This is a genomic window from Kosakonia radicincitans DSM 16656, assembly GCF_000280495.2.
GTDB classification, from domain to species: domain Bacteria; phylum Pseudomonadota; class Gammaproteobacteria; order Enterobacterales; family Enterobacteriaceae; genus Kosakonia; species Kosakonia radicincitans.
Genome location: NZ_CP018016.1, coordinates 2318978 through 2344961, shown reverse-complemented (window position 1 = coordinate 2344961; position 25984 = coordinate 2318978). Strand labels below are relative to the sequence as shown.

General features: G+C 52.5%; 21 protein-coding genes and 2 pseudogenes. 5 read left to right on the top strand and 18 right to left on the bottom strand.

Annotated elements, in window-relative coordinates; translation table 11 throughout:
• Nucleotides 1-418: 418 nt before the first annotated feature.
• The 10 genes from Y71_RS30690 to Y71_RS11390 form a co-directional block, all read right to left on the bottom strand.
• Nucleotides 419-499 (bottom strand): hypothetical protein, encoded by an 81-nt coding sequence (locus Y71_RS30690; RefSeq protein ID WP_236946466.1) that lies wholly within the window; start codon nt 497-499, stop codon nt 419-421.
• The gene (locus Y71_RS11430; RefSeq protein ID WP_007371732.1) at nt 462-2012 is read right to left on the bottom strand and encodes a sigma-54 interaction domain-containing protein; all 1551 of its coding nucleotides are present in this window, start codon (nt 2010-2012) and stop codon (nt 462-464) included. The genes Y71_RS30690 and Y71_RS11430 overlap by 38 nt, the downstream gene beginning before the upstream one ends.
• 180 nt (nt 2013-2192) lie before the next feature.
• On the bottom strand, nt 2193-2804 hold the full coding sequence (locus tag Y71_RS11425; RefSeq protein WP_007371731.1) for a Fe-only nitrogenase accessory AnfO family protein: 612 nt from the start codon (nt 2802-2804) through the stop codon (nt 2193-2195).
• A 12-nt stretch (nt 2805-2816) separates the two neighbouring features.
• The gene (locus tag Y71_RS11420; protein WP_007371730.1) at nt 2817-3311 is read right to left on the bottom strand and encodes a pyridoxamine 5'-phosphate oxidase family protein; all 495 of its coding nucleotides are present in this window, start codon (nt 3309-3311) and stop codon (nt 2817-2819) included.
• The gene (locus tag Y71_RS11415; protein ID WP_007371729.1) at nt 3308-3730 is read right to left on the bottom strand and encodes a hypothetical protein; all 423 of its coding nucleotides are present in this window, start codon (nt 3728-3730) and stop codon (nt 3308-3310) included. Before Y71_RS11415 ends, Y71_RS11420 begins: the two co-directional genes overlap by 4 nt.
• Nucleotides 3731-3773: 43 nt before the next feature.
• Nucleotides 3774-5162 (bottom strand): Fe-only nitrogenase subunit beta, encoded by a 1389-nt coding sequence (gene anfK, locus Y71_RS11410; protein WP_007371728.1) that lies wholly within the window; start codon nt 5160-5162, stop codon nt 3774-3776.
• Between the two features lie 11 nt (nt 5163-5173).
• The gene (anfG, locus tag Y71_RS11405) at nt 5174-5518 is read right to left on the bottom strand and encodes a Fe-only nitrogenase subunit delta (protein WP_007371727.1); all 345 of its coding nucleotides are present in this window, start codon (nt 5516-5518) and stop codon (nt 5174-5176) included.
• On the bottom strand, nt 5515-7086 hold the full coding sequence (gene anfD / locus Y71_RS11400; RefSeq protein WP_007371726.1) for a nitrogenase iron-iron protein, alpha chain: 1572 nt from the start codon (nt 7084-7086) through the stop codon (nt 5515-5517). Before anfD ends, anfG begins: the two co-directional genes overlap by 4 nt.
• A gap of 44 nt (nt 7087-7130) precedes the next feature.
• A complete protein-coding gene (gene nifH, locus Y71_RS11395; protein ID WP_007371725.1) occupies nt 7131-7958 on the bottom strand; it encodes a nitrogenase iron protein in 828 nt (275 codons plus the stop codon).
• Between the two features lie 227 nt (nt 7959-8185).
• Nucleotides 8186-8884: a glutamine amidotransferase gene (locus tag Y71_RS11390; RefSeq protein ID WP_007371723.1), complete on the bottom strand. Its 699-nt coding sequence runs from the start codon at nt 8882-8884 to the stop codon at nt 8186-8188.
• A 410-nt stretch (nt 8885-9294) separates the two neighbouring features.
• On the opposite strand from Y71_RS11390, the pseudogene Y71_RS11385 reads away from it, so the two are divergent.
• Nucleotides 9295-10644: pseudogene (locus tag Y71_RS11385) on the top strand (MFS transporter).
• Between the two features lie 40 nt (nt 10645-10684).
• On the opposite strand, the gene mqo reads toward Y71_RS11385, so the two are convergent.
• Together mqo and Y71_RS11375 are read right to left on the bottom strand one after the other, a co-directional pair.
• Nucleotides 10685-12337, bottom strand: a complete 1653-nt coding sequence (gene mqo, locus Y71_RS11380) for a malate dehydrogenase (quinone) (RefSeq protein WP_007371719.1) — start codon at nt 12335-12337, stop codon at nt 10685-10687.
• Between the two features lie 281 nt (nt 12338-12618).
• The gene (locus tag Y71_RS11375) at nt 12619-13533 is read right to left on the bottom strand and encodes an N-acetylmuramic acid 6-phosphate etherase (RefSeq protein ID WP_007371718.1); all 915 of its coding nucleotides are present in this window, start codon (nt 13531-13533) and stop codon (nt 12619-12621) included.
• Nucleotides 13534-13709: 176 nt separating this feature from the next.
• Between Y71_RS11375 and Y71_RS11370 the strand changes: the two genes are divergently transcribed.
• Together Y71_RS11370 and dcuR are read left to right on the top strand one after the other, a co-directional pair.
• Entirely contained in the window at nt 13710-15326 is a 1617-nt protein-coding gene (locus Y71_RS11370) for a sensor histidine kinase (protein ID WP_035942242.1), read from the top strand.
• Entirely contained in the window at nt 15323-16042 is a 720-nt protein-coding gene (gene dcuR / locus Y71_RS11365) for a two-component system response regulator DcuR (RefSeq protein WP_007371716.1), read from the top strand. Before Y71_RS11370 ends, dcuR begins: the two co-directional genes overlap by 4 nt.
• Here the strand turns inward: dcuR and Y71_RS11360 are convergent.
• Complete coding sequence (locus tag Y71_RS11360) at nt 16023-16985, bottom strand: FAD:protein FMN transferase (RefSeq protein WP_007371715.1); 963 nt, start codon at nt 16983-16985, stop codon at nt 16023-16025. The two genes, dcuR and Y71_RS11360, sit on opposite strands and share 20 nt — an antisense overlap.
• Nucleotides 16986-17149: 164 nt before the next feature.
• The gene (locus Y71_RS11355; protein WP_081120747.1) at nt 17150-19927 is read right to left on the bottom strand and encodes a flavocytochrome c; all 2778 of its coding nucleotides are present in this window, start codon (nt 19925-19927) and stop codon (nt 17150-17152) included.
• Nucleotides 19928-20564: 637 nt separating this feature from the next.
• Here Y71_RS11355 and Y71_RS11350 point away from each other — a divergent pair.
• Both Y71_RS11350 and fumA read left to right on the top strand, forming a co-directional pair.
• Nucleotides 20565-22076 carry an anion permease gene (locus Y71_RS11350; protein ID WP_007371713.1) on the top strand — a complete coding sequence of 504 codons (1512 nt, stop codon included), beginning with the start codon at nt 20565-20567 and terminating at the stop codon, nt 22074-22076.
• Between the two features lie 51 nt (nt 22077-22127).
• Entirely contained in the window at nt 22128-23777 is a 1650-nt protein-coding gene (gene fumA, locus Y71_RS11345) for a class I fumarate hydratase FumA (RefSeq protein ID WP_007371712.1), read from the top strand.
• Between the two features lie 640 nt (nt 23778-24417).
• Here fumA and Y71_RS11340 read toward each other — a convergent pair.
• The 4 genes and pseudogenes from Y71_RS11340 to Y71_RS11325 form a co-directional block, all read right to left on the bottom strand.
• Entirely contained in the window at nt 24418-24597 is a 180-nt protein-coding gene (locus tag Y71_RS11340; protein WP_007371710.1) for a hypothetical protein, read from the bottom strand.
• A gap of 79 nt (nt 24598-24676) precedes the next feature.
• A complete protein-coding gene (locus Y71_RS11335) occupies nt 24677-24979 on the bottom strand; it encodes a hypothetical protein (RefSeq protein WP_081120744.1) in 303 nt (100 codons plus the stop codon).
• A 156-nt stretch (nt 24980-25135) separates the two neighbouring features.
• Nucleotides 25136-25580: pseudogene (locus tag Y71_RS11330) on the bottom strand (RHS repeat domain-containing protein); the annotation flags it as partial.
• A gap of 63 nt (nt 25581-25643) precedes the next feature.
• Nucleotides 25644-25982, bottom strand: coding sequence for a hypothetical protein (locus tag Y71_RS11325; protein WP_079517793.1), 339 nt, complete (start codon nt 25980-25982; stop codon nt 25644-25646).
• Between the last annotated feature and the right edge of the window lie 2 nt (nt 25983-25984).

Here is a 25984-nt window from a genome sequence, read left to right as displayed (position 1 = left end):
AATGCCTGCTTATTCCCGAATAAAAATAAACAAAGAAAAACACAGTCCGGGGAATATATAAATCAACAATCCTTCTGTAAATACAGACAGTTTTCTTATTTGCGGGAATATTCTCTAGCCAGAATATTTTTAGGCATTGTGCATGATGCACAGCTTAACAGAAAGAGACTTCGGACGTGTGGTTGTCGGCAGGATAAACCGGTATGTAATCAGTGGGATGAAAAGCAAAAAAAAGCCGTACTGACTGGATGAATAACGTCAGTACGGCAAGTTAAAAAATGCAGGTACTAAACTGTGCATATTCTCAAAGAGAAAGAGAAAGACAAAGATAGGCACGGGATGAAATATACTCAGTGACCAGTTAAAAGTAAATAAAGACATTTTTCCTTCTATCCTGGAATATTCCACATAGTTATTCTCAGGACTGTCCACGATAATGTTTATAATTGAGCTGATATTTTTCAAGACGTAATCCCAGCGCGCGCCGTGTCATATTCAGATAGCTGGCTGCGCGCGAGACATTGCCCTGAAATTTCACCAGCGAGATCGTATTCCACCCGCGCCAGGCGCGCTTCCAGCCCTTCCTGCTCCGTCAGATGGTCAATAATCGGTTGCAGATGAATGGGCAGATGATAACTGTGAATAAACCCCTCATCCGCCAGCAATACCGCCCGTTCCATCACATTTTCCAGCTCGCGCACATTGCCCGGCCACGTATAGTTGAGCAGCATATTCAACGCAGGGGTAGCGATGGTCGGCACGTCTACGCCCTGCTCGCTGGCAAAGCGGGCGTTAAAATGATCGGCAAGGATCAAAATGTCGCTGCCCCTTTCGCGCAACGGCGGAATGGTGACGGGAAAGACATTTAAGCGATAGTAGAGATCCTCACGAAAAGTGCCCTGCTCCACCATTTCACTCAAATCCCGGTGCGTTGCCGCAAGAATGCGCACATTGACGCTCAGGGTTTCATTGCTGCCTACCCGCTCGAAACTGCGCTCCTGAATCACCCGCAACAATTTGGATTGCGCAGATAACGATAACTCCCCCACTTCATCAAGAAACAACGTCCCGCCATCCGCTTCTTCAAACCGCCCGGCGCGCCGGGAGATGGCACCGGTAAATGCGCCCTTTTCGTGGCCGAATAGTTCGCTTTCAATCACACTCTCCGGCAGCGACGCGCAGTTAAAACGGATAAATGGCCCGCCCGCGCAGTGGCTGTTCTGGTGAATGGCGGTGGCAACACGTTCTTTACCGACGCCGCTTTCACCGAGGATCAACACGGTGGTGCGCGCATGGCTGACTTTCTCAATCAGCCGGTAAACCTGCTGCATGGTGCGGGAGTTGCCAATAATATTGGCCGGTTTGAATTTTTCTCCGCCGTGCAGCGCCGTATGCGTCTGCACTATTTTCTGCTGCGCGCGCTCAAGCAGATGCAGCTCCACGGCCTGCGCAATAATGGCGGCAATCACCCGTAACACTTCAAGATCGAGAAAACGGAGCTGCGCGTTGTGATAAACCCGCTCAATGCCGATGGTGCCCATCACTTTCAGCCCGCGAATAATTGGCACGCAGATAAAAGAGTGTTGTCCGTCACGCTGGCGATCCCAACTGCCGGTGCGGTTTAAAAACAGCGGATCGTCAGCAATGTGCGGCACGATAATCGGCTGACGTGTTTCAATCACTTTGCCGGTGATCCCCTCGCCCGGCGCATAAACGCCCTTTTCGGCCTCTTCCGGCGACAAACCATAACTTTCATGAATAAAAATTTGATCGCAACTGGCGTCATACAAGGTGATCATCGCCCGTTGCACCTGTAAATGTTTTTGCATCAACTCCAGCACCAGCTTTAGCGTGCTGGCTAAACTGCCGCCTGCGCTGACCACTTTGCTCACTTCAGAGAGCAGCGGCATCAGTTCAGAGCGGCACTCACCCAACCGGCAACTGAATGACAGCGCACCTGTCAGCACCGGCGACAACGTGTTTGCAGCAACAGCGTTTTTTTCATGGCGCATGATGCATCTCCCGGTAACTCCTCCTGAACAGGCCCGCAGGTAAACAGTGCAAAATCAACGCCAGCACAAGATGGTATAGTTCACATGCAATCTATTGATTATTCAGGCCAAAAAAAACACACATACCGCCATGCCGGCAAAAAGTGTTCCCCGGCGAACACTTTTGTCGCGTTACCGACATCAGGACGCCGTTTTTGTCACCACCACCCGTAGGTTGCCATCGTCCAGCGGCGTGCTGTGATACAGAAGGTGGTAGTCCGCAAGGCGAACAAACCATTTCGGCACATGGTCACACCGCAGTTCCAGCCGCGTGAACTCTGCGCGAGCGAGCAACGGTACCAGCAGCAACTTCGCAGTATGCGTGTCATCAGCTCCGGCCTGTCGCGCGGCGATCAGATCGACATAAAATTCGCCGGGTTCAGCGCCAGAACGGACAAACGCCTGCGGCGGCAGCGTCACCGCTTCCGGCTCCATGGGCTGCCGCGCAATGGTGTCCAGCGCCGGTTCCGGCGCGCCCGTACACTGCCACAAAGTCAACCCGAGCCCATCGAACCAGGCGCGCGGCGCACCCTGCACCTCGCGCGTGACGAAATGGCGGCAGGCAGGTAGCTGCGCCAGCATCGCCAGCGTCCGTTCACGAAAAGCTTCAAGCGATGTACAGGACGACAAATCGAACGCAATTTGTTGCGCAATCTGCCAGCGTCCGCAATCACGAGAAAACAGCGTCACTGTGCCAGGCGCGGTGAGCGGCGCCACCTGACCTTGCGGGTCGAGAAAAACCGCAATATTCATCTTTCCTCCGGACTAATAGCCGTGTTGTTTCCCCTTCATCGAAGTAATGTCAATGCGGATAACCTGGGTGGCTTTCAGATTGGCGGCGGAAAAGTGGAACGTTTTATCGCTGAAACGCGCCATCAGGCGGTGCAGCATGGTGACCTTTTCCGTCTCGTCGTCAACAAAATGGGTTTTACCGACGCCTATCACCGTGCGGTGACGCGCCTCAAAGTTGCAGGCCAGGTCATCTTCGATGATGCCGCCGTATTCAGACACCGCAAAGCAGATGTTGGCGTTTTGCCGCATGATGTCGATTTTGCTCCCGGCGCGTGCCGAGTGAAACCACAGCGCCGTGCCATCCCAGACATAAAACACCGGCAGTAGAAATGGCATATCCGCGCTGGCCAGCGCGATATACATCACCCTTCCAGCCTGCAAAATTGCATCCAGCGCCTTAGGTTCAGTCAGTTCACGCTCATCGCGACGCATCTCGCCGTGCGGGTGCATTAGTGTCTGCTGGCTCATGATTTTTCCTCCTGCAGGCGTCGTTGTTCACTGGCAATCAGCGCATCCAGCGACTGGCAAACGCTGAGAATGCGTTCTTTGTCGTGCTCATCCGGTGTCCCGTGGTGATAGTCATCCACCGAGCAGATGCCGAAAATGCTGTCCAGCGACAAAATGCCGTCGCGCAGGGAGTCGCTAAACACGCTCTTTTGCGCGGCGCTCGCCAGCAGACTGCGGTAGTTATGGTTAAAGGGCATATCGCCGTGCAAGGAGCAGAGCGCAATCAGATAGCACTCAACAGCAATGGCCGCGACGTTAAATACCAGGCTGGCGGAACGGTTTTGCGCCGCCAGCAGACTGGCGCGGCGATGGTAACCTTTCGCATAGTCGTAACAGCGGACAAAACGCTGTTTATCGGTCTCAAACAGGAGTTGCGCCATGGTTTTCTCCAGCCGGGGCAAACCCCGGCGTTCAGGTCAGGTATTACCAGACATTGAGGATCCACTCTTTATTTTTCTTGTATTCCATATCGGTAAACAGCGTGTTTGCCATCTGCTCCGCCAGCCAGATAGCACCAGCGTAACCCACCACCGGATGGCGATAGTGCCCGGCGCGGTCGTAGGTGGGAAAGCCCACGCGCACCATCGGAATCTGGTTATCAATGGCGGTAAAACGCCCTTTCGAGTGACCGAGAATCAGATCCAGCTCCAGCTCACCTTCAGTAATGCGTTTTTCCATCTCCCACAGGTCGGCGTTGGTGACAATCTCCATCTTGTACGTCACCTGTTGCTGCAACGCCTGAATGCGCGGGTCATCGGCATAGGTGGCGTTATCATCACCCAGCAACAGCAGCACCGGTTTCATCTCCAGATCGAGGCAAAATTCCGCCAGCCCCACCACCAGATCCGGGTTGCCGTAGATCGCCACCTTTTTATCGGCGAGGAACATATGAACCAGATCGGTCAGCGCATCGAGGGCAATGCCGCGTTCACGCACCAGTGATTCAGGGATAGGTTTACCGGTGAGCGTTTTCAGGTTGTGCAGGAAAGTATCGGTGTTGCGAATACCAATTGGCGTCGGGCCAATCAGCGCCGGGACGTCAAACTTCTCTTCCAGATAACGCGCCGCTTTCGCCCCTTCGTAGCGGTTAAGCGCAATCGTGGCGCTGGCGTTCGCCGTACCGGTAAGATCGGCAATGGTGGTGTTGCCGTGTGAAACGGTATTGCCGGACGGCATCAGCGGCGAGTCAAAGGCTTCGATTTCAAACAGCACCGTGGCATCAATCGACATCTCATCCAGCAGATGTTTTAACGCTGTCACGTCGCCGGGGTTCACCCAGCCGGTGATGAGGTTGATCTTGCCGTTCGGCTCGCTTTTACGGGCGAAATACTTAACGATATCGCGCACCGCCACGTCATAGCCGCTGATCATACTGCCGACAAAACTCGGCGTGTGAATCGGGATCAGATGCACTTCGCGCCCGGCGTATTTCTCTTGCAGCAGGCCATTGTTGAGCTTACGCACCACACCATCGACATCATCACCAATGACCTCTGTCGAACAGGTGGTGATAATCGGGATCACTTTGACATGCGGGTAACGCATCAGCAGCACATCTACCGCCTGTTCCACGCGATCCAGCGCGCCAAATACCGCGCCATCTTCATGCACCGAGGAAGAGGCAATCTCAAAGCTCTCTTTCAGATGCTGGGAGATCAGCAGACGCACGAACATCACGCATCCCTGCCCGCCATGCACAATACCAATACAATCTTTAATGCCGATGCTGACATACTGCGCCCCGGCGGGCTGGCAGGTAAAAATCGGGTTGATTACCCCGGTGCGATCTTTCGCTTTTAATTCACAAGACATGCTCACCCCCTTCAGTAACGCTGGTCGGTCAGTTCGGCATTCAGCGAACCGGTGATGGTCAGATAATCCAGCCGCTGGTGCAGCGCCTCAAGCAATGCGCCGATTTCCGCTGTCTTCATGCTTTGTAGCCAGCTAAAGCGGGTTCGGTACGCATCGGCCAGCACCACGGCGTCGGCCCAGTAACAACGGTCAGCAGGGTTTGCCAGCTCGACCTCCTCGCCACATAACAACTGGCGAGTTTTCCCCAGCACGCCCGCGTTCTGCTTCTCACGATCCCAGGTGCGGGAGTGAAACTGCCACAGACAGTGCTTCATGATGTAATCCACCATCAGCTCTACTTGTTCATCCTGCGTCATACGGCCTCCTGACGGCGGGCGGCATCGGCGGAAAAATCCGGGTATTCGCGCTGGCGCAACTTGCTGACGCTGTCGAAGCCACCGCTGTATTCGCGCAGTTCGCTGTTATTGCGTATCGCATCATCAAGCCCGGCATCCGACAGCATGCGGGCGGTGGCGAAGCCCTGGCCAACCGGAATCGCCTGCTGGCTGATATCGAGCTGCGCCAGTTGATGGATCGGTGAATAGATCGCGTTGTAAATATCGCGGGCGAAACGCACCCAGCCTTCAAAACCTTTGTACGGCCCGTTGTGATACGCATGGGCGTTGAGGTATGGCACGCGGATTTTTTTCGCCACTTCGCCGGGACGTTTACCGGTGAAAATGACATCCGGCTTCAGTTTGTACATCGCCTCCAGCGACTCCAGTTCATTGGGATCGTCAATAGCCAGCGCGCCGGGTTCGCAGCGGGCAATGCCTTTTTCCATGTCGCCCTGATGACCAAACTTGGTGTAGACCGACACCACTTCCACGCCCATCTCAGCGTGGATCACATGCGCCCAGTGCCAGAGTTTCGAGCCACCCGGCCACAGGCACACTTTCTTGCCTTTCAGGCGTTCTTTGTACCAGTCCAGTTCCGGTTTCCAGCGGGCAATCTCTTCATCAATAATCGCCTGCGCCCGATCTTCAATACCGAAAAACAAACCGATTTTGCGCAGTGATTCGGCGAGCGGCCCGAAGCCAAAACCGTCGATGTCGAGACGCGGAATGCCGTAACGCACCCGCAATTCGTTGCAGATGTATTCCGCCGAACGTGCGCACTCCAGCACATTCAGATGGGCTTTATGCATCGCCCGCAGGTCGTCATAGGAGCCGTTGCCGGTAAAAGTCGACAGCACCTGAATCCCCATACGTTTGAAATAATCGACCATCACTTCCTGGTCACCCTGAATGTTATATTCGCCAACATAGTTGATGACATAATCGCTGGTGATCGTCGGTTCGACCGTACCGACTTTTTGGTTTATCCATGCGATATTAATCTTATGGTGCCCGCCCGACTGGCTTGGGCCGGCAAATCCCGGCGAGTTACAGACGAAAATATCCACTTCCGGACGCTCATCCATCACTTCCTGCGCAATGGCGGCAATATCATCACCGATTAATGCCGAAGCGCAGGTTTGATAAATGGTCATCCGTTTAATATCTGGATGAGCGTCAAATGCTTCAATGATATTGTTCTTGAGGACTTTCTCAGCACCAAAAACAATATGCTTCTCTTTCATATCGGTCGCGAAGGTATATTTAAGCTGGAAGTTATCGTTATCGCTGATATAACGTTTTGTCTGCCAGGTGTCGTACGTACAACCGACCGGGCCGTGGCTAATATGAATCACGTCTTTCATCGGCGTGCCGATAACATGTTTGGCACCACAATAGGCGCAACCGCGTTCGGAAATCGTTCCCGGAATGGTATTTAAATACCCCAGCGGCAGTGCGGAGGTGATATCTTCATCCGCCCCTTTAACGACGGCATGCTGTTTACGCTCGGGAATGCATTTACTGCAATCAAACTCATGATACGGCATAGTTAATCCCCCTTCCGGGAATGACTGTAAAATAACCGGACGAATTAATCGCTCAGACCATATTTAACGACCATCTTTTCCAGCTGATCCATGGTCAGCGGATGGGGGATCACCAGGTCGGTATTTTCAATGATCTTGCGTCCCAGTTCGCGATACTCCTGCGCCTGGTTAGCTTCCGGGTCAAATTCGGTGACGGTTTTCTTGTTGAATTCCGCTTTCTGTACGATGTTGTCCCGCGGCACAAAGTGGATCATTTTTGTGCCGATCGCTGCGGTAAACTCTTCGAGAAACTCTTTTTCACCGTCCACATTACGGCTGTTACAGATAATGCCGCCGAGACGGACGCCGCTCTGTTTGGCATATTTCACCAGGCCTTTACAGATATTATTTGCCGCATAAATTGCCATCATTTCCCCGGAAGCAACGATATAAACTTCCTGTGCCTTACCGTCGCGGATGGGCATAGCGAAACCGCCACAAACCACATCGCCGAGTACATCAAAAAAGATAAAATCAAGATCGTCTGCGTAGGCTTTATTATCCTCCATCAGATCGATGGCAGTAATTACCCCACGGCCAGCGCATCCTACGCCTGGCTCCGGGCCACCGGATTCAACGCAGCAGATATTAAAGACGCCAGTTTTTACCACCATATCATTGGTTATTTTCTCGGCCCCCTGATCGCGCAGAACATCCATTAATGTCTCTTGCGGTTTACCGCCAAGAATAAGACGCGTGGAGTCGGCTTTCGGATCGCAGCCATGAATAAATACTTTTTTACCGTGGAACCAGGCCAGAGCCGCCGCCGTATTTTGCGTGGTGGTCGACTTGCCGATCCCGCCCTTGCCATAAATAGCCAGCTTACGTGTCATGATATTTCCTCTTGATGAACAACATTGCGAAAGTGTGTTTGCAAACAGGCAGGAGGAAATTGCAAAGCGGAGGCCAGATTATCGCCAGCGACAAAAAAATCGGGTTATTAACTGAAAGTATTACGCTTATTTATTTTTCGCCCGGGTGACGGGCGAAATATCGGCGGGAGAAAGTGTTCCGCTGTGAACTTTCCCGCCAGTAAAACGTTCGCGGAAGTGAAATTCAGCTAGCCTGCGAGCGGTGTTAACCAGCGGCTAATCACCTGCGAAAGCGCGCGGGCCAGCGCCGGGCTGTATTGCGCGGCTTGCTCGCGAAGCTGGCGCGGATCGATACCGGCATGACTCAGTTCACTGGCGTGCCCCACCAGCCAGCCTTCAAGCCCGATGGCGCTCACCTCCGGATGAAACTGCAACGCCAGCGCATGCGGCGCATAGAGAAAAGCCTGGTTATCGCAGACCGCGCTGCGTGCCAGGTGGCTCGCCCCTTGCGGGATGGCAAACCGGTCGCCGTGCCAGTGCAGTACCGGCAGATCCGCCAGCGGTGCCAGCAAATCGCTGTGCTCCCCGGGGGTGAGGGTCAGCGGCGAATAGCCAATTTCCGTTACGCCCATTGGCGCAACCTCCGCCTCCAGCGCACGCGCCATGAGTTGCGCGCCGAGACAAATACCGAGCACCGGTTTGCCGTGCGCCAGCCGCTCACGAATATGGCGCAGCTCTTCGCTGAGAAATGGATAAATCGCTTGCTGATACGCGCCGATCGGGCCACCCAGCACCACCAGCAGATCGGCGGCCTGGGGATCAAGATGAGCAAATGACTCAACCGGGGTGTCGATATAGCGGCATTCATAACCGAGAGAATGCAGCGTATCGGCCAGCGTGCCTAAATCTTCAAAGGGGACATGACGGAAAGCGACGGCCGTTTTCATTACAACTCCTTGCAGGTTAAAGGCGGGAAGAAAACCATCGTCAGCCGGAAGCACCAGGATTGTCAATGCGGATGGTGTTGCTATTGATGAAGGAAAAACGCAATAGCGGTCGCGTTTTTTATTTTTTATACGCTATTTTTTGTGATCAACTTCAAACAAAAAAACATATAACGTACAGAAACGCAAAAAGAATCGGCTTTGTTATGCAAATGCACATTGTCTGTCCCTGGTGATACTCCTAATCTTTGCCTGATGAATAATGATCGGTAAAAACATTGTCACACTGACGGAGTAAATAAATAGCATAAGACGTTTCTGCAATGTTAATAGTGAATGCACTTCAGTAACACCTGCTGGAATGAATTCATATTGACATTTTTAGATTTCATTTAAGTTTAAGGTGGTTTCTCATGAGTCAAGTTAATAATCTTGAGGGCGTCCTTCACGCCAAAAAAACGAATGTCAGATGGCATATCGTTATTATCCTCTTTATTATTACTGCAGTGAGCGTCGGTGACCGTTCGACGCTGGCGATTGCCGGTAAAGATATGTCTGCCGCGCTTGGCATTAACCCCGGCCAGATGGGTTGGGTATTCTCCGCGTTCGCCTGGGCCTACTGACTGGCGCAGATTCCTGGTGGCTGGCTGCTTGACCGTTTTGGGTCGAAAAAAGTTTATCTTTGCGGCCTTTGCATGTGGTCAATTTTCACGCTACTGCAAGGCTGTGTGGAGATTTTCCACGGCTTCGGCGCAATTATTTGCTTTACCATTTTGCTGTTTCTTGTCGGTTTGTTTGAAGCGCCGGTGATGCCAGGCAACAGCCGTTTTGTTGCGGCCTGGTTCCCGTCAAAGGAGCGCGCCACCGCCGCAGCAATATTTAACTCCGCGCAATATTTCGCCACGGCTATTTTCGCACCAATTATGGGCTGGCTGACGCTCAATTATGGCTGGCAATCTATTTTTATCTTTATGGGTACACTGGGGATCGTTATTACTTTTGCCGCGGCGAAAGTGGTACATAATCCATTAAATCATCCGCGTGCTAATAGCGAAGAAATTGAGTACATTCGCCAGGGCGGCGCGCTGGTGGATATGGATCAGAGCAAAGTTAAAACCGGCCCGACATTTGACTTTAGTGCATTTAAACAATTAATCACCAACCGCATGTTACTCGGCGTCTATCTGGGCCAGTACTGCATTAACGTATTAACCTTCTTCTTTATTACCTGGTTTCCGCTCTATCTGGCGATGGAAAAAGGGCTGGATATCAAAACCGTCGGCTTTATCGCCGCGATCCCGGCTATTTGCGGCTTCCTCGGCGGCCTGACCGGCGGCGTGATCTCTGACCGTATTCTGCGTATCACCAAATCACTGTCGATTGCCCGTAAAACGCCCATCGTGCTCGGCATGCTGCTCTCCATGGTGATGGTGTTCTGTAACTATGTGGACTCGATTTACCTGGTGGTTTTCTTTATGTCACTGGCTTTCCTCGGGAAAGGCATTGGCGCGTTGGGCTGGGCGGTGATGTCTGATACCGCGCCAAAAGAGATGGCTGGCGTGGCGGGCGGTTTCTTTAACCTGTGCGGTAACTTCGCCGGGATTATCTCGCCGGTGGTGATTGGCTACATCGTGAAAGCGACCGGCCATTTTGAGTGGGCGCTGGTGTTCGTGGCCGTCCATGCGCTGATTGCCATTTTTAGCTTCGTGGTGATTGTCGGTCCTATTAAGCGTATCGAACTGAACAACGCGAAAGCGCAGTAAGCTGCGCGAAAAAAAAGCCCCTCGCAAGGGGCTTTTTTATTTACAGCGCCATGTCGTGTTGCGGCGCGTTTTCCGTTTTTGGCGCGGCCGGTTTGGCTTGCGGCGTTGCGCTATCTGGCATCTGAATCACCGGCGGTTTCACCAGTTGCAGCGTTGCGGCAGTGTCATCCCATACTTTCTGCGTCAGCGCCACGTTGCCGTTCATCTCCTGGCCGTAGCTCGGAACGATTTCACGGATTTTGCTCTGCCATTCCGCTGAATTGAACTGCTGCGGGAACATCTTCTTGATGACGTTCAGCGTAATCGGCGCAGCGGTAGAAGCGCCCGGTGACGCGCCCAGCAGTGCAGAAATGGTTTTCTGCTGATCGACCACCACTTCAGTGCCCAGCTTCAGCACGCCGCCCTTCTCTTCATCTTTCTTGATGATCTGTACGCGCTGGCCAGCCTGAATCAGTTTCCAGTCCTCTTTACGCGCCTGCGGATAGTACTCTTTCAGCGCCGCAAAACGGTCGTCATCGCTCAGCATTACCTGACCGACCAGGTATTTCACCAGATCAAAGTTGTCGAGACCTACATGGGTCATCGGCATAAAGTTGCTGGTAGTGGTGGTGCTCAGCAGGTCGAAGAACGAACCGTTTTTCAGGAATTTGGTAGAGAAAGTCGCAAATGGCCCGAACAGCACCACGCGTTTGCCATCGATAAAGCGGGCATCAATATGCGGTACTGACATCGGCGGCGCGCCCACAGAAGCCTGGCCGTACACTTTTTGCAGATGCTGGCTGGTGATCGCCGGGTTTTCGGTCATCAGGAAGGAACCGCCGACCGGGAAACCTGCGTAGTTATCCGCTTCCGGAATACCGGTTTTTTGCAGCAATTTCAGCGCACCGCCGCCAGCACCGATAAAGACATATTTCGCATCAATGGTGTGCTCGTTGCCGCTTTTCACATCTTTGATGGTGACATGCCAGGAGTTGTCGGCATTACGTTTAAAGTCGGTAACCTCAGAGGAGGTTTGCAGGGAGAAATTGCTGCTCTTTTTCAGGCTGCTTACCAGTTGGCGAGTAATTTCGCCGTAGTTCACATCCGTACCCACTGGCGTCCAGGTGGCGGCCACTTTCTGATTCGGATCGCGCCCTTCCATCACCAGCGGTGCCCACTGTTTAATTTGCTGATGGTCGGTGGAGAATTTCATGCCCTGGAATAACGTGGTTTGCTGTAAAGCTGCATAACGTTTTGCCAGATAATCGACGTTATCGCCCCAGACAAAACTCATGTGCGGGGTGGAATTAATAAAGTTATGCGGGTTATTTAATACGCCGCGTTTAATCTGCGCTGACCAGAATTGGCGGGAAATCATAAACTGCTCGTTAATTTCCAGCGCTTTGCTGACATCAATAGAACCGTCCGCACGTTGCGGCGTATAGTTCAGTTCCATATTGGCGGAGTGACCCGTACCGGCGTTATTCCAGCCGTTCGACGACTCCAGTGCGACAGCGTCGAGTTTCTCGACCATCACCTGTTTCCACTCCGGCTGTAATTCCTGCAGCCAGGTTCCCAGAGAAGCGCTCATGATGCCGCCGCCAATCAGCAGGAAGTCAGTTTTCTGATTCTCTTCCGCCCAGGCACTGGTCGCGGAACTGACGAGCAGCGCAACGGCGCTCAGCGATATAATTGTCTTTTTAATTGCAGGCATATTGATTAGGTTACATAGCAAGTGTGATTTGTGAAAACGGATATTAACGCATCTTTACGTTATTTTAAAATATCATTCACAACTTTGTTAAATACCCGCATTAATAGCTAACTGGTTTTTTAAATTAAAAAAAGCAGTGGCATAAAGTGTGTGGAATTAATATTTCGAAGATTTATTTTAAAGCACAGAAATATCAAGCCGATTTTCGCCAGATAATAAATTGTGTTGTGAAAAATAAATGCGGAAAAACCCGCCAGCGCAGCGTCTGGCGGGCAGTAATATCAGGCTTCCGCCAGATGCGGTTTCGCCTCCTGCAGGGCAATGCGCAGGCTCTGGTGATTTTCCGCCAGTAAATCCCGCGCCTTCGCATTGTTCAGGCCGGTCAGTTGCATCAGGATCGCCGTACGGCAGTCATTATTGCAGGCAGCAAGCGCGCTCTTCGCCTGCTCGCGGTTACACTGCGTCGCCGCCATCACCAGCGCGATTTGCCGCTCGATCCAGTGCGTATTGTCGGGTTTAAGGTCAACGCGCAAATTGCTGTAGACTCGCCCGGTACGGATCGCCAGCCCGCTCGCCAGCATATTGAGGATCTGCTGCTGCGCCAGGCGCGCTTTCGGTTCGTTGAAACCGGCAATCACCTCAGCGCCCGTTTCCGGCGCTATCACGATATCCGCCATCTGCGCGGCTTCACTCTCGCGAACGTGGCTGAGCAGCGCAATGCACGCGCCAACCGACCAGGCATGGCGCAGCGCGCCCCACATCCACGGCGTTTTCCCGCTGACCGACAGCGCCACCAGCATATCCTGATGACCAAAGCGGATCGCCTGGAGATCGGCAACGCCCAGCGCGTAGTTCGCCGCCGCTTTTTCCTGATCCTGCCTTTTTGCCTCCGCGCCGCCCGCCATCAGCCCGATGAGCTGCGGGTGCACGTCTGGCGCGAAATCCGCAACCATCTGTAGCGCGGCGCGCCCGGACGCTCCTGCCCCCACAATCACCACCCGACCGCCGCGATTTAGCGTGGCGCTGGCGTTATCCACCAGCCGGGCGATCTCCGGTAAACAGGCCCCTGTTGCGTTGGCGACCGCCAGGTCTTCGCGGTTGATGAGCGCCAGCATATCCTGCGTTGCCAGCCTGTCGATATCGGCTGTCTCTGTGTGACGGCGTTCCATTACTGAACCGTTTGGCTTATTGCTCATACCCTGCTCCTTCTGAATGGTTCCACACACACTATAAGGTTATTTATTTGTTATACCTGCGAATGAGGTCACGCTTCCCGCCCCGGATTGGGTACTTTTCCTTTTTTCACACGGCTTTATGAAATCGTCGCCATCGGTGATAATAGGTTTCTTATTAAGAGAGAATCAGGTCTGGCATGAATGACTTAGCGTCTGCGGCGATAAAACCGCGCAAACGTCCAATGAAGCTCGGCACCACGGTGACATTAATGGTGTGCAGCGTCACCGGCTCCGTGCTGCTGCTGGCGTGTGCCCTGTGGTTTTGGCAAATCAGCAACGCCACGCGCGATGGGGTGAAAGAGACGGCGCTGGCAGTGGCCCGCACGCTGGCGGATGCGCCGGAGATCAAACGCGGTCTGCTGTTGCCGCCGAACAGTAACGTGATTCAGCCGATAGCTGCGGCGGTGACCACGCGCAATGATCTGCTTTACGCCATCGTCACGAATATGCAAGGGATTCGTTATTCGCATCCGAATGCCGCGATCATCGGGCAGAAGTTTATCGGCGATGATCTGCAGCCCGCGCTGCGCGGCAAAGAGAATGTGGCGATAAATCGCGGCACGTTGGGGCTGGCGCTGCGCGTATTTACACCGGTTTATGACAACCGCTATCAGCAAATTGGCGTGGTGGTGGTCGGCATTTCGCTCAGCAAAGTGCAGGATCAGGTAAACCGCAGCCGCTGGGCGGTGATGTGGACGCTGCTATTCAGCGCGCTGATTGGATCGCTCGGCATCTGGCAACTGGTGCGCGTGCTGAAACGCATTCTGCTGGGGCTGGAACCGTACGAAATCTCCGCGCAATTTAAGCAGCGACAGGCGATGTTACAGTCGCTTAAAGAAGGGGTGATTGCGGTAGATGCCGACGGTCGCGTCACGTTGCTTAATCACGCCGCGCGGCAGATGCTGTTGACCAATGCGGCCGATGGCGCTGCCGGGCACGGGCCTCTGCTGGCCGATCTGCTGGAGGTGTTGAAAACCGGAGTGCCGATTCAGGATCGCGAACTGGGCTGTAATGGCCTGCTGTTGCTGTGCAATACCGTGCCAGTGCGCAGCCAGAACACGATTATCGGTGCTATCAGCACGTTCCGTGATAAAACAGAAGTCAGCCAGTTGTTGCAAAGGCTGGATGGGATGGTGAACTATGTTGACGCCCTGCGCACCACTTCCCATGAATTTATGAATAAATTGCATGTGATCCTCGGCCTGCTGAATATGAAGCGTTATGACAAGCTGGAGGGTTATGTGTTGCAAACAGCGCAGAATCATCAGACTGATATTGGCGCCATTCAGCATCGAATAAAATCGCCTGTGGTCGCCGGTTTCCTGTTAGGTAAACTCAACCGGGCGAAAGAGCGCGGCGTGACCCTGACGCTGGCCGATGAAAGCCTGGTTCCTGATAATCCGAACGAAAAGCAGGTGACCGTGCTGGTAACGGTGCTCGGTAACCTGATAGAAAACGCGCTCGATGCGTTAAGCCAGCAAGCGGAGGGCGAAGTCAGCTTGCTGCTGCACTATCAGGATGGCTGGCTTGTCGGCGAGGTCAGCGACGATGGTCCTGGCATTGCGCCGGACAACATTGATGTTATTTTCCGCAAAGGTTTTTCGACCAAAGGCGATAACCGTGGCGTTGGGCTATTTCTTGCCAGTCAGCAGCTTACCGAGCTGGGCGGAACCCTGACCGTTGAATCCGAGCCCGGCGTATTTACCCAATTTTTTGTCCATCTCCCCTGGGATAGTGAAAGGAAGACAGCGTGATAAATGTATTAATTGTTGACGATGATGCCATGGTAGCAGAACTGAACCGCATGTATGTGACGCAGATTGCTGGCTTTCAGTGCTGCGGGACTGCGTCGTCGCTGCATCAGGCTGAGGAGATGATTAAAGATCCGCTGCGCGATATCGATCTGGTACTGCTGGACGTGTATATGCAACAGGATAGCGGGCTGGATCTGCTGCCGATTATTCGCGCCAGCGGGCGCGCTATCGACGTCATTATGATTACGTCGTCTGCCGATGCCGCTACCATTCAGACCTCACTGCACTACGGTGTGGTCGATTACTTAATTAAACCGTTCCAGTTCCCGCGTTTCGAAGAGGCGCTCACTACGTGGCGCGAAAAGCGCAAGCTGATGGATGCGCGTCCTTACTATGAGCAATCGGATGTGGATCGCCTGCTGCACGGCGGCGCACCGGAAGTGACTGACACTCGTCGTCTGCCAAAAGGGCTGACCGCGCAAACCCTGCGTACCATTTGTCAGTGGATTGACGCCCATCCGGGTATTGAATTTTCAACCGATGAACTGGCAAACGCAGTCAACATTTCTCGCGTCTCCTGCCGTAAGTATCTGATTTGGCTGGCGCAGATTAACATTCTCTACACCACCATTCACTATGGCGCCACCGGGCGACCGGTTTACCGCTATCAGTTAATTGCTGAACAGTACAGCCTGCTTAAGCAGTACAGTCAGTAAGCCGGTAGCTGGCATCGAGCGGCGTGAAGCGGAACTGACGCCGGGATGAGAGGGTAATTTCGCGGTTTTTGCTGACAAAAATCGCTTCAATATCCTGCCGCTGGCGCAGCAATGAGCAGCCCTTTTCAACACCCAGCCCAAACAGCAGCGTGGTCCAGATATCACCATCGAGGGAGTCGGTGGAAATCACGGTCACGCTGTCGAGCTCGTTATTCAGCGGATAGCCGCTGCGCGGATCGAGGATATGGTGCCATAGCTTGCCATCCTGCTCGAAATAGCGCTCATAAGTGCCGGATGTCACCACCGATTTGTTCACGACTTCAATCGAGCCCACCAGCGCATCGGCAGCGGCGAAGGGTTTTTTCACGCCGATGGTCCACCCGCCCTGTGGCGATCCCAGCGTTTGTACATTGCCGCCCAGGTTGATCAACCCGTCGCTGACGCCCTGTTGATGCAGGTAGTCGCGCACCCGGTCGGCGATAAATCCTTTAGCGATTGCCCCCAGATCGATCTCCATACCAGGCTGCGCCAGAAACACACTGGCGGCGGCATCATCAAGAATAACATCCTGCGGGCGCGTGATGCGCAGCCGCGCGGCAATCTCATCCGCGGGCGGAACGGAATCACCCTTAAAACCGATGCGCCACAGTTTCACCAGCGGGCCGATCGCCAGATTAAACGCGCTGTCGGGTAGTTGGCTGGCGGCTTTGGCGCATTTGATCAGTTCATACACCGGACGGCTGACGACAACCGGATGATGTCCGGCGGCGTGGTTGATGTCCATTACCTGCGAATCGGCACGGTTAACGGTAAAGAGATCTTCGTACTGTTTGATCAGCGAAAAAACGCGCGACGCGAGCGCTTCGTCGTGGGAGAAGAGTTTCAGCAGTATGGGCGAGCCCATCAGCACCGCAGAGTAGCTCCAGACACGGTTATCAGACATCGCACTCTCCTTCATTGACGGATACCTGCTTAACAGGCTTGCCAGCGGATTGAGTCCGGAAGATTTACGCAATCCATCTGCAACAAAGCCGCCACCCGGCAATAGTACCTGATGACGGCTCTGATTATCAGTGCTGTGAATAGCCGATTGCCCGGCTACAGCGTTTAACTACGTTTGGCGCGAACCGCCGCCTGATGTCCCGCCAGCGAACCGAAGATGATGATATCGGCAACCGCGTTACCGCCGATACGGTTACCGCCGTGGATACCGCCAACCACTTCACCCGCTGCATACGCGCCCGGAATGACCTGATGCGCGGTATTCAGCACTTCCGTTTCAGTGTTGATGGTCACGCCGCCCATGGTGTGGTGTACACCTGGCGCAATCTGAATGGCGTGGAACGGGCCTTCGTTAATCGGAGCACGCAGCGCGGTGGTACGACCGAAATCTTCATCGTGCTGTTTTTCCACAAAGCCATTGTAACGTTCAAGCGTGGCAAGGAACGCATGATAGTCAATGCCCAGTTTGTCCGCCAGTTCGCGCGGAGAGCTGGCGCTGGTCACCAGGCCTTTCGCAATGTACTCGTCAGCCGCTTTGTTTTTCGCTCTGACATGCTCATCAAACACGATGTAAGCGTAATGTTCCGGCAGCGCGATGATTGCCGCTGAGACTTTATCGCGGGTCGACATCTCATTGTAGAAGCGTTTGCCCTGCTGACTGACCAGAATTGCACCGCCGCCACGAATGGACTCAGAAACCAGATAGGAGGTTTTCTGCTCAACGGTCGGGTGGATCTGGATTTCGCCCATATCCACGGTTCCAGCACCCAGACGTTCCAGCAGTGCGATACCGCCGCCGGTTGCGCCTTTATGGTTGGTGGTGACGAAACCTTCCAGATCCGGACGGTATTTCACGACCATCGCGCTGTTGGCGCTGAAGCCGCCGGTCGCCACAATTACGCTTTTCGCCTGAACATTCAGGGTTTCCTGCTCGTCATTCAGCAGACGTACGCCGCGCACTTCACCCTCAGTGAACAGGATCTCTTCGACGGACGTATCCAGCATCACATCGATGCCGCGTTTAGTGACGTTACGCACCAGGCCGCTAATCAGGTAACCGCCGACGGCCGATCCGTCACGCGGACGGTGCGTACGGTCGATGCTCATGCCGCCAGTTGTGGTAATGTCGTTCAGCATGATGCCGCGACGCGCCAGCCATTCGATCGCTTCCGGCGCATTTTCCACAAAGCGGCGCAGCAGTTCCGGGTTGTTTTTGTTACCGCCGCCTTTCAGCGTTTCAGCGAAGAACAGCTCTTTGCTGTCCTGGATGCCTTTTACGCGCTGGAAGCGGGTTTCTGCCGCGTTCATCCCGGCAGAGGCTTTAATGGTGTTACCACCGATGGTCGGCATTTTCTCAACGATCAGCACGCTTGCGCCTTCGTCGTGCGCCTGAATGGCTGCCGCCAGGCCAGCGCCGCCGCTACCCACAACCACGACATCGTAATTTTTCACGGCCAGGACATCACCACCCTCTTCGGCCACGCGCGCTTTGCTGGATTTCAGCATCGCTTTCGACACCGCTTTTTTCACTGCTTCACTCTGGCTGGTTGCGCCGGAGATAGCATCGACATGCGGCGAATTGGCATCCAGGATGCGATCGCGGATCTCTTCAAAGCTGCTGGTGAACTCTACGCTTTGCGGCGCAGAGGCCAGTTCGATACCGGCAATACGGTCGGTTTCCAGGCTAACGTTAATCACCATTTCGCTGGTGTCGTCCTGTACCGTTTCAACGAACAGGCCCGGTTTAAATTTCGCTTCGCCCATGCTCATGTCGCGAATCATCGCTTCCACCAGCGAGAAGCGCCACAGCGGTTCCGGAATATTCAGCACTTCACGCTGGGTGCTGTCGATAAACAAATCGAGGTTTTCACCCTTAGCGATGCGTGCCGCCCAGTCCGGATAAGCGATGCAGGCACGGCCCACGGCGATCAGATCGTAACCGTGATCCAGCCCCTGCTCTGCGTCAGCCGCGTTAACCACGCCGCCCACCCCCATCACCGGAACCTGCGCCAGGACGTCAGAGCGCATTGCGCAATATTTATCAATCAACGGCGTCGGATCGCTGGTGTCATTAATGGAAGGACGCAGCGCCGCGCCAACAGAGAAGTGCAGGTAATCGACACCGCGCGCCGCCAGTTTTTCCAGCAGGAACATGGTGTCATCAAAGCGGATTCCAGGAACTTCCAGCTCTTCCGGCGAGAAGCGGTAACCAATAATAAAGGCATCATCCGCGTACTGACGCGCCATTTTGTGGGTGATATCCAACACCGCCAGCGGGAATTTTGCGCGGTTATCGCGGCTGCCGCCCCACTCGTCATCACGCTGGTTCGAGTTCGGTGAAAAGAATTGCTGGATCAGGTAAGTATTGGCGCCGTGGATTTCCACGCCGTCAAAACCGGCCTGAATGGCGCGGCGTACCGCTTCACCAAATTTCACCACCATCGCTTCAACTTCCGCTGTGGTCATCGCCACCGGCGTGGCTGCACTGTCACGCGGAGCGGCAATCGCGCTTGGCGCAATCGGCGTACGACCGCCAATCAGTTTTGGCTCGACCATGCGGCCGCCGTGGTAAATTTGCAGGATCGCTTTAGAGCCTTCAGCTTTGATGGCTTCGGCGATTTTTGCCAGACCGGCAATTTTTTCGTCGTTATCAATACCAATTGCGCCGGGGAATGCGAGACCCAGATCGTCAACAAAACAACACTCTACGATAATTGTCCCAATGCTACCGGCACGTACACGATAATATTCAACCAGTTCACTGGTGACAGTACCATCGTAATAACCGGTGCAGGTGGTCATCGGAGCCATTAACAAACGGTTTTTCAGTTCTACGCCGTTTGGTAATGTAAAGGGGCTGAGGATGCGCTCGTTGCTGGTCATATTTAACTCCAAATCTAAATTTATAAACTTTGAATTCGGTGACGGATTTATTTTTTATTTTCGTTTGGAAATCCATTTGTCGTGTATTTAATATACCTCTAATTCTATTTACAAAATTAATTACGTTAGTTAAAAAACTATTTAACCACCTTAATAACAGCACTACCTCTACTGTATTATCAATTTTAAATAATATATTCACATCATATTAATTACCGGTAACATTGCGATTACCTGTTCAACGTAGCAAAGGTTTTCCCAAAGCCAAATAAAAACAAAACTATCAATTAGTTAGCGAACAAAAAACGGCAAATGAGATTTATTATCAGCACCAATATTTAACAATTGAGATGTTTCTCACAGAATAACCACATACTGCTATGTGGGTATTAAAAAATATAAAAAAAACCTATAGTGCTTGCGTTTTTTTGATCTCAATCAAGAGCATTAGCGAGTGGAAGCGCAATATATAAAAACAGAAACTTTCTTAATTTAATGCAGATAAAGATGCGTTAGAAAAAACCCGGCAGAATATGAAAAGTCACAATAAAGAACTAAAGTAACTTATGTAAGTAAATAAAGTGACATTGAAATCTGCTACCGACCCCGAATTTTTAACTACTTGTAGATGCTCACTATGAAAGAGAAAACGACAACACCGCCGTCTGCCAGTGCAGCCAGTGCGAAAGGCGGAAATAAAAACCGCCTGATTATGATGGCGCTGCCGATTATCGTCGCAGTGCTCCTGCTATTTGTTCCGGTGCCGGAGGGCTTACCGCCTTTCGCGTGGCACTACTTCGCTATCTTTGTCGGCGTGATCGTAGGTTTGATCTTCGAACCGCTGCCGGGCGCCGTTATCGGTTTGACCGGCGTGGTGGTCATCGCGCTGTGCAGTCAGTGGCTGCTGTTTAGCCCTGAGCAGTTGGCCGATCCGAAATTCAAGCTCGCAGGCCAGTCCTTTAAATGGGCGGTGAGCGGTTTCGGTAACTCAACCGTCTGGCTGATCTTCGGCGCCTTTATGTTCGCCGCTGGTTACGATAAAACGCAGTTCGGTCGCCGCCTGGCGCTGATTCTGGTGAAATACCTTGGCCGCCGCAGCCTGACGCTCGGTTACGCTATCACCTTCGCCGATCTGCTGCTGGCACCGTTCACACCGTCTAACACCGCGCGCAGCGGGGGCACTATCTACCCGATTATTGCCAACCTGCCGCCGCTGTACGGTTCAAAACCGAACGATCCGAGCGCACGCCGCATTGGTTCCTACCTGATGTGGGTTGCCATCACCGCCGCCTGTATCACCAGTTCTATGTTCCTCTCCGCTCTTGCGCCGAACCTGCTGGCGCTGGCGCTGGTGAAAAGCACCGTCGGGATTAACATCTCCTGGGGGACCTGGTTTATCGCCTTCCTGCCGCTCGGCGTGCTGCTGATTCTGACTATGCCGCTGCTGGCTTACCTGTTCTACCCGCCAGAAGTAAAAGTGAATGATGAAGTGCCGCTGTGGGCGAGCCGCGAGCTGGAAAAACTGGGCAAAATGTCCCGTAACGAAATCCTGCTGCTGGTGTTTGTTTGCTGCGCGCTGCTGATGTGGATCTTCGCCGCCAACTTTATTGAACCGGCTCTGGCTGCGCTGTTGGTTGTAGTACTGATGCTGTGGACCGGCGTATTGACCTGGAACGACATTACCAGCAACAAACCGGCCTGGAACACCTTCGTGTGGTTCGCCACCCTGGTTGCGCTGGCCGATGGCCTCTCCTCCACCGGTTTCATTGCCTGGCTGGGTAAAGAAGGCGGCCTGCTGATGGCGGGTATCTCTCCGGGAATGGCAACCATTGCTCTGTTGCTGGCGTTCTACTTACTGCACTATCTGTTTGCCAGCACCACTGCGCACACCACTGCCCTGCTGCCGGCGATGCTGACCATTGCTGCCACGATCCCGGGCATCAATATGGAAGTGGTTGTGCTGGTTCTGTGTACCTCTCTGGGTGTGATGGGCATCATCACTCCGTACGGTACTGGCCCGAGCCCGATTTACTACGGTAGCGGCTACCTGCCGACCAAAGACTACTGGCGTCTGGGCACCATCTTCGGTGCAATCTTCCTCGCCGCCCTGCTGTTGATTGGTTATCCGTGGATTACCATGATGTTCTGATTCACAACCGCCGGGCTTTCCCGGCGGTTTATTTTTATGGAGTAATGAGCTATGTCGAACAAACCTTTTGTATATCAGGATCCGTTCCCGCTGGCGAAAGACAATACGGAATATTATCTGCTGAGCCGTGAACACGTTTCTGTCGCCGACTTTGACGGCCAGGAAGTCTTAAAAGTGGAACCCGAAGCGTTGACGCTGCTGGCACAACAAGCTTTCCACGATGCCTCTTTCCTGCTGCGCACTTCCCACCAGAAACAGGTTGCGGCCATTCTGACTGACCCGGAAGCGAGCGAAAACGACAAATACGTCGCGTTGCAGTTCCTGCGTAACTCCGAAATCGCCGCCAAGGGCGTGCTGCCGACCTGCCAGGACACCGGCACGGCCATCATTATGGGTAAAAAAGGCCAGCGCGTATGGACCGGAGGCGGCGATGAAGCGGCGCTGGCTCGCGGTGTGTATAACACTTACACCGAAGATAACCTGCGCTATTCACAGAACGCGCCGCTGGATATGTACAAAGAAGTGAATACCGGCACCAACCTGCCGGCACAGATCGATCTCTACAGCGTGGATGGCAATGAGTATAAGTTCCTTTGCATCGCCAAAGGCGGCGGCTCAGCGAACAAAACCTATCTCTACCAGGAAACCAAGGCGCTGATCACCCCGGCGAAACTGAAAAACTACCTGGTTGAGAAGATGCGCTCTCTCGGCACGGCAGCCTGCCCGCCGTACCACATTGCGTTTGTTATTGGCGGCACGTCCGCTGAATCCACGCTGAAAACCGTGAAGCTGGCATCGACCCGTTACTATGATGGTCTGCCGACCGAAGGTAACGAGCACGGCCAGGCGTTCCGCGATGTGCAACTGGAACAGGAACTGATGCAGGAAGCGCAGAATCTCGGTCTCGGCGCACAGTTTGGCGGTAAATACTTCGCCCACGACATCCGCGTGATCCGTCTGCCGCGTCACGGCGCATCCTGCCCGATCGGCATGGGTGTCTCCTGCTCCGCGGACCGTAATATCAAAGCGAAGATCAACCGCGAAGGTATCTGGATTGAGAAAATGGAGCACAATCCGGGGCAGTACATTCCGGAAGCGCTGCGCCAGCAGGGCGAAGGCGATGTGGCGAAAATCAATCTGAACCAGCCGATGAAAGATATCCTGGCACAGCTTTCTGCGTTCCCGGTATCGACTCGTCTGTCGCTGAACGGCACCATCATCGTGGCGCGTGACATTGCCCATGCAAAACTGAAAGAGCTGATCGACAACGGCGAAGAGCTGCCGCAGTACGTGAAAGATCACCCGATCTATTATGCAGGCCCGGCAAAAACGCCTGAAGGTTATGCTTCCGGTTCCCTCGGCCCAACCACCGCAGGGCGTATGGATTCCTACGTGGATCTGCTGCAATCCCACGGCGCGAGCATGATCATGCTGGCGAAAGGCAACCGCAGCCAGCAAGTGACCGATGCCTGTGCCAAACACGGCGGTTTCTATCTGGGAAGTATTGGCGGCCCGGCTGCAGTACTGGCGCAGCAGAGCATTAAGAGCCTCGAATGCGTGGCTTACCCGGAACTGGGTATGGAAGCGATCTGGAAGATTGAAGTGGAGAACTTCCCGGCGTTTATTCTGGTGGATGACAAAGGTAACGACTTCTTCCAGCAGATCCAGAACAAACAGTGCGCAGGCTGTAGCCAGCGTTAAGATGTGAAAACACCCGGCCGGGAAACCCGCCGGGTGTTTTTTTAGGAGATCGGCCCAGGGCTTTGCTCCGCATATCAAAAATCGGTGAATATCTCCCGCTCGCGAGATCTGATTTACATCCAGACATGAAAAACCAGCATATAAGCCAGTTTTTTATAAAAATAAGATAGTATAAATAAAAAGAGATATATCAACGCCAGAAACTTAAAGATAATACGTTGTAATTCATCATCAATCCCGGCCATTCTGCTTTTATGGATGGATATAACCTTGATGATGATTATTTGTCTGAAATGGTTAACGCACTATTTTAACGTCCGAAACTTCCCGATTCAAAAATGTACTCCAGTCTTTCCTGATGTTCTCAGCAAGTTTCTTTAAATATTCGACATCCTCTTTATGAGTAACTTCATCATCTGTTAATAAAAAGTCTTTACTAACATCAAAATGTGAATTTGGATAATAATTAGGTATTAATACTGAAAGTATCTATTTGTCAGCCGACCTGAGCAACTCAAAATCACCTCGTCGTGAACTGACAACAGATACTTTCATCTTAAACTTCCTTATTACGCCAGAAAACAATACCAAGTATCAGTTGTAAATATCGCATTGTCATTTAACCAGACGCGAAAAACCATCAGACAAGATCGTCAAATTCTTTTTTGCTTAATTCTCTTGATTGAAAAGAATTATAATTTGCGCGAATATTTTCAGAAATACTTTTAACGTAATCAACATCTAACGGTTTAACTATCTCATCAAACGAAAACAAAAAAAATCTCGCCACATCAACTTTATAGTCACCTTCGGTAAACATTACCTTTAAAATAAATTCGTCATCTTTTTTTTGATAAAGTGTAAAATCCCACGGGTTTACTGATATTTTTTTAGGTTAGTCATAATATTTCTCCTGTAACTATATCTTTAACTATAAAATCCCTACCGTTAATCATGCCTTCTGTATTAACAACAGCCTCTAAATCTCCCTTAGGTAGTTTTCCACCAGGTAACCACTCGCTATTCGCTCCCCACTCTTTTCCTGATGGCACTCGAGGAGAATATAGTTCCGTTGGTTTAAACTCAACCATTACCAGACTATCATTGCTTAATTGTTCCTCTGGTATACCTAGTTTAGAAGCAATAAGTTTTAGATCTCCATTAGCATCTCCGATGATTTTCGTTGCATTATCCTTAGTCAACACAATTTCCCTACGTTTACAGTCAATATAGTATTAATAGCAGAGTTGTCTGTGGTTGACTGTGAGTCAATAACCATTTCAGGAGCCCTCCTGGTAGATGCTGTTCAGGACCTTTAAAGTATTTATTACCTCTTGATGGGCTTCCTGGATTTAGCTCGCGAGGCCTGACGGATCGATCCCGGTAAGCGCATCCGGCGCCTTACTGATGCAGGTTTATCCCGCCCGCCAGCCCTATCGGGTCCTGCTGGGCAAAGCGTCCACAGTCCGGGTCGTAGTAGCGGAAAAGATTGTAGTGCAAGCCGGTTTCGCGATCCAGGTACTGCCCCTGCATGCGCAGGTTCTGGGCATATTCCGGTGTCTGGAGCGGCGTCTCACGCAACAGTTTGCCCCACGCGCTGTTTTGCGCTTCCCAGCGCAACTCCCCTTCGGCATCTGTCAGTCGCTCCGGCAAACCGTTTGGCTGATTGCGGAACCAGTAGATTTCCGGGTCGCTGATGCCATCGATTCGCGCCAGCGGATCGTAACTATCCTGATCGCTGTAGACATACGTCAGCGGTACATCGTCGTGAATTTCCTGCAGCAGACGCAAGCCATCCCAGACAATAGCCATCTTCCAGCAATGACATCACTGCCCGACATGTTTAAAAAGTTACTTCATAGTGATTCATTCGGTTATTTTCAGCCCTAACTTTTCAAAAAGACATACCGGACAAACTACAGCAAGATGATTTGATATTTTTCTAATAATCATTCTGTCATTCATTTTTTTATTTACTCTATCTCTATCATATAAAATAAAACCATCCTCAGTATGATTAATGCCCATTCCCGTTAATAATGCACTATCTATAATAATATGCTGCCTACGCATATTTTCATCGGGATGTACAATAATCAATTCTACGACATCTTTTACGGGCAAATTCTTTTCCAATGCCTCACTTATAGTCTTTGAAACGGTCACATCACGAGCGACTGAATGTATTGGGCAAAGTGAAAACATAA

Excerpts from the sequence above, each read along its gene's own strand:
- Y71_RS11350 (WP_007371713.1), top strand. The coding sequence starts at position 20,565 with ATGAAAGAGAAAACGACAACACCGCCGTCTGCCAGTGCAGCCAGTGCG.
- Y71_RS11325 (WP_079517793.1), bottom strand. The coding sequence starts at position 25,982 with ATGTTTTCACTTTGCCCAATACATTCAGTCGCTCGTGATGTGACCGTT.
- mqo (WP_007371719.1), bottom strand. The coding sequence starts at position 12,337 with ATGCCTGCAATTAAAAAGACAATTATATCGCTGAGCGCCGTTGCGCTG.
- Y71_RS11360 (WP_007371715.1), bottom strand. The coding sequence starts at position 16,985 with ATGTCTGATAACCGTGTCTGGAGCTACTCTGCGGTGCTGATGGGCTCG.
- Y71_RS11340 (WP_007371710.1), bottom strand. The coding sequence starts at position 24,597 with ATGTTTACCGAAGGTGACTATAAAGTTGATGTGGCGAGATTTTTTTTG.
- Y71_RS11390 (WP_007371723.1), bottom strand. The coding sequence starts at position 8,884 with ATGAAAACGGCCGTCGCTTTCCGTCATGTCCCCTTTGAAGATTTAGGC.
- Y71_RS11355 (WP_081120747.1), bottom strand. The coding sequence starts at position 19,927 with ATGACCAGCAACGAGCGCATCCTCAGCCCCTTTACATTACCAAACGGC.
- fumA (WP_007371712.1), top strand. The coding sequence starts at position 22,128 with ATGTCGAACAAACCTTTTGTATATCAGGATCCGTTCCCGCTGGCGAAA.
- Y71_RS11370 (WP_035942242.1), top strand. The coding sequence starts at position 13,710 with ATGAATGACTTAGCGTCTGCGGCGATAAAACCGCGCAAACGTCCAATG.
- anfG (WP_007371727.1), bottom strand. The coding sequence starts at position 5,518 with ATGACGCAGGATGAACAAGTAGAGCTGATGGTGGATTACATCATGAAG.
- nifH (WP_007371725.1), bottom strand. The coding sequence starts at position 7,958 with ATGACACGTAAGCTGGCTATTTATGGCAAGGGCGGGATCGGCAAGTCG.
- Y71_RS11375 (WP_007371718.1), bottom strand. The coding sequence starts at position 13,533 with ATGAGCAATAAGCCAAACGGTTCAGTAATGGAACGCCGTCACACAGAG.
- Y71_RS11420 (WP_007371730.1), bottom strand. The coding sequence starts at position 3,311 with ATGAGCCAGCAGACACTAATGCACCCGCACGGCGAGATGCGTCGCGAT.
- anfD (WP_007371726.1), bottom strand. The coding sequence starts at position 7,086 with ATGCCGTATCATGAGTTTGATTGCAGTAAATGCATTCCCGAGCGTAAA.
- Y71_RS11415 (WP_007371729.1), bottom strand. The coding sequence starts at position 3,730 with ATGGCGCAACTCCTGTTTGAGACCGATAAACAGCGTTTTGTCCGCTGT.
- Y71_RS11425 (WP_007371731.1), bottom strand. The coding sequence starts at position 2,804 with ATGAATATTGCGGTTTTTCTCGACCCGCAAGGTCAGGTGGCGCCGCTC.
- Y71_RS11430 (WP_007371732.1), bottom strand. The coding sequence starts at position 2,012 with ATGCGCCATGAAAAAAACGCTGTTGCTGCAAACACGTTGTCGCCGGTG.
- anfK (WP_007371728.1), bottom strand. The coding sequence starts at position 5,162 with ATGTCTTGTGAATTAAAAGCGAAAGATCGCACCGGGGTAATCAACCCG.